The sequence below is a fragment of the Bifidobacterium sp. LH_417 genome, assembly GCF_056357035.1.
Genome location: NZ_JBKEVI010000032.1, coordinates 1 through 10278, shown reverse-complemented (window position 1 = coordinate 10278; position 10278 = coordinate 1). Strand labels below are relative to the sequence as shown.

General features: G+C 66.3%; 4 protein-coding genes and 1 rRNA gene. 4 read left to right on the top strand and 1 reads right to left on the bottom strand.

What is annotated here, in order from left to right:
* The coding region (locus tag AC1AYR_RS11600; protein WP_476555178.1) for an IS110 family transposase at nucleotides 1-294 on the bottom strand (294 nt) is incomplete at its 3' end.
* Nucleotides 295-2336: 2042 nt separating this feature from the next.
* Between AC1AYR_RS11600 and AC1AYR_RS11595 the strand changes: the two genes are divergently transcribed.
* The 4 genes from AC1AYR_RS11595 to AC1AYR_RS11580 all read left to right on the top strand — a co-directional run.
* Nucleotides 2337-5084 carry a glycosyl hydrolase 53 family protein gene (locus AC1AYR_RS11595; protein ID WP_476512688.1) on the top strand — a complete coding sequence of 916 codons (2748 nt, stop codon included), beginning with the start codon at nucleotides 2337-2339 and terminating at the stop codon, nucleotides 5082-5084.
* Nucleotides 5085-5224: 140 nt separating this feature from the next.
* A complete protein-coding gene (locus AC1AYR_RS11590) occupies nucleotides 5225-7933 on the top strand; it encodes a LamG-like jellyroll fold domain-containing protein (protein WP_476512687.1) in 2709 nt (902 codons plus the stop codon).
* A 325-nt stretch (nucleotides 7934-8258) separates the two neighbouring features.
* Nucleotides 8259-9221 carry an aldo/keto reductase gene (locus AC1AYR_RS11585; RefSeq protein WP_476512686.1) on the top strand — a complete coding sequence of 321 codons (963 nt, stop codon included), beginning with the start codon at nucleotides 8259-8261 and terminating at the stop codon, nucleotides 9219-9221.
* A gap of 711 nt (nucleotides 9222-9932) precedes the next feature.
* Nucleotides 9933-10278, top strand: a 16S ribosomal RNA gene (locus AC1AYR_RS11580); the annotation flags it as partial.

Below are 10278 nucleotides of genomic sequence, written 5' to 3'. Positions count from 1 at the left end.
GCCGGGCAGGAGCTGCGCGGCCCTGCGCATGGCCGTGCCGGGCAGGTACGCGACCGTGACGTTCATGCTCCGGGCCACGGTCAGGGGCAGGGAGCCGATGGTGTTGGGCTGGTCGACGACCAGCAGCACGCGGCCGTGTTCGGACAGCCTCCCCAGCATGGCGCGGATGGCCCTCTCGTCCTGTTTCAGCGGCTTGTCGTACAGGGTGTTTCCTTCATGGTCGAGGGCGTGCGCGTGGTGCGCGCTCTTGCCCACGTCCAGTCCGACCCACACGTCGATGTCGTCCGGGCTCATCGTCGTATCTCCCGTCATGAGATGCCTCGGCCGCCGTGGACCGCTGGAATACGGTCCGGACGCCCGCGCCGCACCCACATTACGACGAGACCTGCGCCATGCGCCCCTACGCGTCCATGCGGCCGGCCTGGTTCCTATCAGCGGTCTGCAGGCATCCCCGCTCCCGGCGACAACACCCCCCGGATCATCAACGACAGGGCGAGAAAGTCATACCAGGACCGGCGACCCGGCCCCGACCATCGAGGCCTACCAAACATGGTAATGGGACGTTCTCAGGCTAGGGGACGTTCTCGAGCTCTACTCGCTGTGCCGATTCGTGCCGAAGGGCGCGACGATGCTCCACTACACGACGTGCGGAATCCATGCCGAGGGAGCAGTCAGGGGTGACGGTGCTCCACTACGGCATGCGGGGATCGTGATGCGGGACCGCGATGCCCCGCTCGTCGCACCGGTCCGTGCCGAGGGAGCAGTCAGGGGTGACGGTGCTCCACTACGGCATGCGGGGATCGTGATGCGGGACCGCGATGCCCCGCTCGTCGCACCGGTCCGTGCCGAGGGAGCAGTCAGGGGTGACGGTGCTCCACTACGGCATGCGGGGATGGTGTTGTGGAGCGGCGGTGCCCCGCTCGTCGCACCGGTCCGTGCCATGGGCAGTCGTGGGGATGGCGGTACGCCACGACGGCGTGCGGGGATCATGTTGTGGGGAGGGTGGTGCTCCACAACAGGGTCGTGGAAGGCGGCTCGTGGGAGTTGTGGCGCGATTTGAGGGCCCGGCTGCTCCACAACGCGCGGTGGGAACGATACCGGCGGCTGTTGTGGAGCGGGGCCGCTCCACAACAGGGGCGGGAACCGGGGTTCCGGTGAGTTGTGGCGCACCATACGGGCCCGGAACACTGAAAAACAGGGGTTTCCGCGGGGGTTGCGGCGGGACGCCGCTCCACAACAGGCTCTCCGGCACGTATTGTGGAGCAGCCCGGCCGGAACGCGGGGCACAGGGGGCCGCGCGCCGCGCGCGTCCGCCGCACGCGCCCCGAAAACGACCAGCCCCATTAACCGAAACTGCCGGCCCATAACCGAAACAACCGGATTACGACCGAACGACTAGCCCAGCAGTGACGAACGCATCGGACTCCGGCCCGTGACCACCCTCCGACGCTGCGCGCCACCTCCCGCCAGCGGGAGGGGAAGAAGAGGACGACGGTCGTATGATTCGGCGCCACTCCCACGCGACCGCCCTCCGACGCCACACCGCCTCCGGCCCGTGACCACCCTCCGGCGCTATGTGCCACCTCCCGCCAGCGGGAGGAGCGATAACAGGGCTGCAGGCGCATGATCCGGCACCACAGCGCCACGATTCCTTTGCCCCGCCGGCGGGGCTCCCCGGTGCGAGCCGGGTGGGGTGTCTACGTCAACGAACACCGCCGGTATCGGCCGGACACGACGGCGGTATGCCATCGCCGACCACCCTCCGGCGCTACGCGCCACCTCCCGCCAGCGGGAGGGGAAGAAGAGGACGACGGTCGCATGATTCGGCACCACTCCCACGCGACCACCCTCCGACGCCACACCGCCTCCGGCCCGTGACCACCCTCCGGCGCTATGCGCCACCTCCCGCCAGCGGGAGGAGAGATAAAAGGGCTGCAACCGCATGGCCCGGCCCCACTTCCGCGGGTCCGCCCTCCGGTGTCACGGCACCTCCAGCCGCGATCACCCTCCGCGCTGCCCGCCGCTTCCGGCGAGGGGAGGGGGTGCAAGTCATAACCGCATCCCGCCTACGCGCATAGGGCGACGAGCCGCTTTGGCTGACATGGGGTCGCCTGCTGCGACGTGGGAGTGAGGTACACCGGTTGACCATTTGCGGCTTCGATGGTATCTTGTGTGGTGGTACACAGCTGTATCTATTGGTACACAAGGATTTTTGTGTACCAATGAGCAACGTCGACCATCATCCGCGCCGGAGCGACAACAATCCGGCGGCGGAACCCACCATTCCCGTGACGGAGACCACCATCACCCCGTACCGGAACCATCGAAGGAGCAACATGAGGAAATCGGCAATGTGGCGACGCGTCGTCGCGCCGGCCCTCGCGGCGATGACGGCCGCGGCGGCCCTGTGCGCGTCGGGCATGCTCACGGCCCCCGTCGCGGGCGCCGCCGAGACGCCGGTCCAGGCGGGCATCAACGTCAAGGCCATCGACGGGCTGAGCCCGGACTTCATCGGGGGAGCGGACGTCTCCTCCATGCTGTCGCTGGAGGAAAGCGGCATCACGTTCAAGAACGAGCAGGGGCAGGCCGAGGACCTCTTCGAGCTGCTCAAGGAAAGCGGCGTCAACTACGTGCGCCTGCGCGTGTGGAACGACCCGTTCACCGCCGACGGGCAAGGCTACGGCGGCGGCAACGTGAACGCCGACCGGGCCCTGACGATGGCCAAGCGGGCCACCGCAGCCGGTCTCAAGGTGCTCGTCGACTTCCACTACTCCGACTTCTGGGCCGACCCCAGCAAGCAGCAGGCCCCCAAGGCGTGGAAGGCGTTCGAAGGCGACGCCGACAAGACCGCCCAGGCCGTATACGACTACACGAAGGAGACGCTGACCCGCTTCAAGGAGGCCGGCGTCGACGTCGGCATGGTGCAGGTCGGCAACGAGACCACCGCCAAGATCGCCGGCGTCTCCGGCTGGGACGGCATGTGCAAGGTGTTCTCCGCCGGTTCCAAGGCCGTGCGCGAGACCTTGCCGGACGCGAAGGTCGCCATCCACTTCACCAACCCCGAACGCAACACCTACGCCGGCTACGCGAAGCAGCTCAACGACCACAAGGTCGACTACGACGTGTTCGCCAGCTCCTACTACCCGTTCTGGCACGGCACGGCCGACAACCTCACCAAGCAGCTCAAGAACGTCGCCGCCACCTACCACAAGGACGTGATGGTCGCCGAAACCTCATGGGCGTACACGCTTGACGACGGCGACGACGACTCCAACACCATCACCGCGAAGAACGTGAACGCCGCCGACGTGAAATTCGACGTCAGCCCGCAAGGCCAGGCCGACGCGCTGCGCTACGTGGCGGACGCCGTCAACCAGGTCGGCGACAACGACGGCGACGGTGAGAACGACGGTCTCGGCGTCTTCTACTGGGAGCCCGCATGGCTGCCTGTCGGCAAGGGAGGCCGTAACAACGCCGATCTCGTCAAGCTGTGGAACACGTACGGCGGCGGATGGGCCACCGCGGCCGCCGGCGAATACGATCCCAACGACGCCGGCAAGAAGTGGGGCGGCTCCGGTGTCGACAACCAGGCGCTGTTCGCCTTCGACGGCACAGCGCTGCCATCTCTGAAGACCTTCTCCTACCTGCACACCGGCGCCGTCACCGAACACACCTTCACCGGCATCGACGACATCGCCATCACCGCCTCCGACCAGGACTCCACGGACGCCATCACAACGAAGCTCCCCGCCGAGGTGACCGCCAAGTACAAGGACGGCGCGGACGAGACCGAAACCGTCACCTGGCGCGACAACGCCCTCGACTGGATCCGCGGCGCCGGCACCTACACGATCGACGGCGTCACCTCCGCCGGGCACACGGTCAAAGCCGTCATCACCGTCACCGAAACGCCCGAAACCAACCACCTCGTCAACGGAGGCTTCGAGGACGGCGCAAACAGCGGCTGGGCCGTCACCGGCACCGGCGCGAGCATCAAATCCGACAAGGGCAACGCCTCCGACGGATCATGGGTGCTGGGCTTCTGGGCCGACAAGGCGTACACGTTCAAGGCCACGCAGACCGTCACCGGACTTGAACCCGGCGACTACACGCTCACCGCGAAAAGCCAGGGCGCGCTCGTCGGCGGCACCGCTGGAACGAACCAAGTGACGCTCTCCGCGACGGCCGGCGACACCACCGCATCCGACGAACTCAAACTCGACGGCTGGAAGCAATGGCACACCGCCAACGTGCCCGTCACCGTCGGCACGGACGGCACCGTGACCGTCTCCATCGACGGCGACCTCGGCGCCGGCGACTGGGGCAGCATCGACGAGGTCACGCTCACCCGCAAGGCCGAAAAGCCCGCGAAGGCCGACACCACGAGCCTTGAGAAGGCCGTCAAGAAGGCTGAGGCCGTGAAGCGCGCCGACTACACCGACGATTCGCTCGACAAGCTCGACTCCGCGCTCGCCGCCGCACACGTGCTCCTGTCCGGCAGCACCGTCACCGACGACGACGTCGCGCAGGTCACGAAGCTCGTCGACGACGCCGTCAAGGACCTTCAGACCAAGAAGTTCGTCAGCATCTCCGTCACACCGAAGAAGACCTCCTACTGCATCGGCGAGAAGATCGCCGCCGACGACCTCACCGTCACCGGCAACTACGAGGCCGGCTCCGGCAGCGTCGAACTCGCCGCCGACCAGTACACGCTCGACTACGACTTCTCTGCCGCGTCCGACGCTGTGAAGGTCACCGTCGCCCTCGCCTCGGACCCGAACGTGACTGAAACGTACACCGTGAAGGTCGCGGCGACGGACTCCGGCGAGACTGGTGGCGATACCGGTGATACCGGCGAGTCTGGCGGTTCCGGCGACGGTGCCGAGACGACGCCGGACGACGGTGCCGCGACGAAGCCCGGAGACACGACGGATACGACGGATACGACGGATACGACGAACGACGGCAAACGCGACGATGACGCGATGCCCGCGACCGGTTCCGCCGTCGCGCTCATCGCCATCGCCGCGGGAGCGCTCGCCCTCGCCGGCATCGCGCTGACCGCCGTCCGTCGCCGCGATTGAGCGACGGACGACTCACTGGTCGACCGACGGTCGGCAGCGCGACCGCACGCTGCCGGCCGTCGGATTGAAACCCGTAATCGCACGCGTCAATCGCACGCCAATCACGCATCACCATCACACATCACATAAGGAACGATCACATGAACACATGGAAACGAGCGGTGGCCGCACTGGCGGCACTGCCGCTGACGGTCGCCGGACTGGCACTGGGTGCCGGCACCGCGCAGGCCGCCGACACGACGGGTGCGACCGGCGCCCCCACCGACGGCCTCATCGCCGCATACGACTTCGCCGACGGGACCGGCGCCACGCTCACAGACGCCACCGGCAAGCACGACGGCACCGTGCAGGGCGACGCCGACTGGGGCCGCGGCACACTCAAACTCACCGGATCGAACTACGTGCGGCTGCCCGACGGTCTGCTCGCCGGCAAGACCGCGGCGACCGTCACCGTGATGGCCAAGCCGGACGCCACCGCGTTCACGCGCAACAACTTCCTGTGGAACCTCGGCGGCTCCGGCGACGACGCGACGGGACAACTGTTCGTCGGTGCCAACTCGAACCGTGCCGTGATCTCGAACAGCAACTGGGCGGGGGAGAAGGTCGTGAGCGACCTCGGTCTCGCCGCCGGCCAGTGGAGCCAGGTCACCGTCACTGTCGCGCCGAACGCCGACGGTGCCACCTCCACGCTCGCCGCCTACGTCAACGGCGTGAAGAAGGGCGAAGTCGCCGATTCGACCGTGAACCTCACCGACATCAAGGCGTGGGACCACGACCTCATCGGCGGATCCGCCTACAAGGGAGACAAGACCTTCACCGGCGAGATCTCCAACTTCCGCATCTACGAGCGCGCGCTCGACGCCGACGAAGTGAAGAGCGTGTCCGACGCCGACGCCGCCGAAGTCGCCGCCGAATCCCAGCTCACCGACGCGGAGAAGGCCGACGCCGACCTCAAGGCGCTGACTGTCGGCGAGACGCTCTACGCCGACGCGTCACTGCCCGTCGTCGGTGCCAACGGATCGACGATCTCCTGGAAGTCCGACAACGAAGCGGTGAAGATCAAGACCGACGCCGGCAGCGCCACGGCCGTGATCACCCGCGGCGACAAGGACGTGCAGGTGACGCTCACCGCGACCGTCACCTCCGGCGACGAGACCCGGACCCGCGACTTCACCGTCACCGTCGCGAACAAGACGGCGAAGGAGAAGACCTCCGCCTACCTGTTCGTCCACTTCACCGACGAGACCGCGTGGACCGGCGAGCAGATGTACTTCGCCACCAGCAAGGACGGCACCACGTGGAAGGACACCAAGCCGCAGGGATTCCCAGCGCTCATCTCCGACCTTGGCGAGAAGGGCGTGCGCGACCCGTACATCATCAAAGCGCAGGACGGCACCTACTACGTGCTCGCCACCGACCTCGGCATCTGGCAGCGCGGCGGCAGCTGGACCGGCACCGTCGACAACGCCAGCACGCAGCTGATCGTCTGGTCGTCCAAGGACCTCGTGAACTGGAGCAAGCCGTGGACGCTCGACGTCGCCTCCAAGATCCCGCTCGCCGACGGCACCACCGCGAAGGGCGGCTGCGCGTGGGCTCCGGAAGCCATCTGGGACGACGCCACGCAGCAGTACCTCATCTACTTCGCGGTCGGCGCCGACCCGGCCGACCAGCATCTGGACAACGGCAGCCGCGGCATGAACATGTACTACGTGACCACCAAGGACTTCACTCAGGACACGACCTCGTCCCCGGTGCGCTGGATCGATTATGACGGCGCGCAGCTCGACACCACCGTGCTCAAGGTCGGCGATTGGTACTACCGCGCCACCGGTTCGGGCAACATCTACCTCGAACGCAGCAAGAACCTCACCGCCGTGGCCGAAGGCACCGACGTGGAACACAACGTGAACGCCGATCCGACCGGCGAGAAGGGGTGGCAGTTCATCGGCTGGATGAACGGCAGCCACTCCAACGTGATCCTCTCGAAGCTGCGCCCGTACAGCGCGCTCGAAGGCGGCGAACTCTTCCAGTACAACGAGACCGACCAGGTAGACGGCAAGCCCACGTTCGGCTTCATGGCCGACGCGTTCGGAGCCAAGGCCGGCTACCAGCCGTATCGCACCACCGATCTCGCCGACTCCACCGGCGACGCATGGTCGCGCGGCTCCGACATCAACTTCGACAAGATCAAGAAGCGCCATGGCGCGATCATCCCGATCACCCAGACCGAATACGACCGCATCAACGCGGCCTACATCGGATCGCAGTCCCGCGCCACGCTCGACACGCTGACCGTCGGCGGCAAGTCCGTCGACCTCGCGGCGGCGCGCGGCGGCACCGGCGCGACCGTCGAGACGGACGATCCGGCGGCGCTCGCGGAAGGCGACGTCGTCGCCGCGCTCGCCGCCGCGCCGCAGCTCAAGACCGCGGTCACGATCGGCGATGTCGACGGTTCCGGCGACGACGTGTCGCGCACGGTGACCGTGGACGTCACCTCCGAGGACGGCAGCGCCACGGCCACGTACACCGTGCGCGTCGTCAAGACGAAGGCGACTCCGGAACCGGAACCGACGCCGGAACCGGAGAAGCCGGGAACTGATACGCCGGGGGCTGGTGACGGCGCTGGTGACGGCGCTGGTGACGGCGCTGGTGACGGTGCGAACGACGGCACGAATGATGGTACGGGTGACGGTGTGAACGGTGGCGCCGGTCGCGACACCGCCCACGGCGACAGCGGCAGGACGCTCGGCGCCACCGGTGCGGCCGTGGCCGCGGTGGCGGGCGTCGCCATGCTGCTCGCCGCGACCGGCGTCACGCTGGCCGTGCGTCGTCGCCATCATGCCGAATAAGCAGATGACTGACGGCTGAAATCGGCGGAATCAGGCCGGTCGGTCGGGCTGATGCGTCGGCCGAGTCGTGTCGATTGGATGGCATCGGTCGGATCGGCTCTGCCCGTGATTCCGTCATACGAATGCTGGACGCCGCGGTGCGCGGCCGCTGGAAGGAAGTCGTTCCTTCCGCCGGCGGGGTGCCGCGGCGTTCCGCGCTTCAGCGGTACAATCGCAACCGGAAGACGCAGTTCGTTCCGGAAGTGTCGACGGCGTGAGGCGGCCTGGTAGCCGCATCACCCGCCGCTCGCTTTCACGGCAAGGAGGCATGGTGATGGTCGTACCTATGGATGCAGGATCGGGCGATCGTCGCGCAACAGGTGAGACGGCATCCGTGGCGGGTGCCGTGACGGGAGCTGGAACGGGTGCCGCGACGGATGCCGAGGTGAGCGGCGGAGCGAATGAGGTCGCACTGCCGGATGGAAGTATGATGCCGCGCCTCGGCATGGGCACATGGTATCTGGGTGAAGGACGGCGTCCGTTCGATGATGAGGTCGCGGCGTTGCGCGCCGGACTGGATGCGGGAGTGCGGCTGATCGACACGGCCGAAATGTATGCGGACGGTGGTGCGGAACGTCTCGTCGGCGACGCGATCGACGGATACGACCGTGAATCGCTGTATCTCGTCTCGAAGGTGTACCCGCATAACGCGGGGCGCCGTCACTTGCGTCGCAGTCTGGAGGCGTCGCTGCGCCGTCTCGGCACCGACTATCTCGACATGTATCTACTGCACTGGCGCGGGAACGTGCCGCTGCGCGAGACTGTCGACTGCATGGAACGGGCCGTCGCAGACGGCCTGATCCGCCGCTGGGGCGTCTCGAATCTCGACCTGAACGACATGCACGAACTGGTGGGAATCGCGGACGGTACGCATTGCTGCGTCGACCAGGTGCTCTACCACATGGGGTCGCGCGGTATCGAAGTCGATCTGCTGCCGTGGCTGCGCGGTCGGCATATTCCGGTGATGGCCTATTGTCCGCTTGCTCAGGCTGGACGGCTGCGCGACGGGATGCTGGGAAGTGCGGCGGTGCGCGAGGTCGCGGCCGCGCACGGATTCACACCGATGCAGGTGTTGCTCGCATTCGTGCTCCACCAGCCGGACATGGTCGCCATCCCGCGGTCCGGCGTGCCCGCGCACGTGCTCGCCAACGCCGCGGTGCTCGATTCCCTGCTGTCCGACGAGGAATACAGGCTGCTGTCCCAAGCGTTCCCAGCTCCCGACCACCCGGTCCCCCTCGACATGGAGTAACCCTTCCTTGCCTCCCGCCCATGCAGTCGCCCTGCTGTGAGCGGTTTGGCGGTGGTGCGCGGTGTTTCCTCCCGCTGGCGGGAGGTGGCGCGTGGGTGTCGGTTGCAGGTTTGGTGGGTTGTGCTGTGGCGGGTTGTGCTGTGTCGCGTGGTGTCTGGTTGTTTCCTCCCGCTGGCGGGAGGTGGCGCGTGAGCGCCGGAGGGTGGTTTGGTGGTGCGGGGTGGGTGTCGGTTGCTGATTTGGTGGGTTGTGCTGTGTCGCGTGGTGTGTGTTGTTTCCTCCCGCTGGCGGGAGGTGGCGCGTAGCGTCGGAGGGTGGTCCGGCGTGGAGGGGGTGGTGTTTGTTGTCTGTTTTCGACACGCCGGTGTTTTGGCTTGTTTTCGGGGGTTTGTTGGTGTTGTGTGGTGTGTGGGTTGCGTGGTTGGTTGTGGTGGTGTAGATTGTTCTTTCGCTGCCGGTCGGCTTCTGGTTCCTGTTCTTGTGTGGTTCCGGGGTTGGTCGTGTGTGGTGGTTTGAGAACTCAAGAGTGTGTTGTACTACTTACTTCTTTATAGTCAATGATTGCCAGTCCGATGCCGGCTCCGGTTTTTTCTGGAGTGCCCGAGGGGGTTTGAATGGTGTCGGGGTTTTTGTGCGAACCTCTTTCCTTATAAGGGGTTCCGTCTTTTTTCTTTTTGAGAGTCGTTTTTCGATGTCTCTTTGCAAAGGTTTTTTGTGGAGGGTTCGATTCTGGCTCAGGATGAACGCTGGCGGCGTGCTTAACACATGCAAGTCGAACGGGATCCTGCCAGCTTGCTGGTGGGTGAGAGTGGCGAACGGGTGAGTAATGCGTGACCGACCTGCCCCGTACTCCGGAATAGCTCCTGGAAACGGGTGGTAATGCCGGATGTTCCAGTTGATCGCATGGTCTTCTGGGAAAGGGTTTTACTGGTATGGGATGGGGTCGCGTCCTATCAGCTTGACGGTGTGGTGATGGCGCACCGTGGCTTCGACGGGTAGCCGGCCTGAGAGGGCGACCGGCCACATTGGGACTGAGATACGGCCCAGACTCCTACGG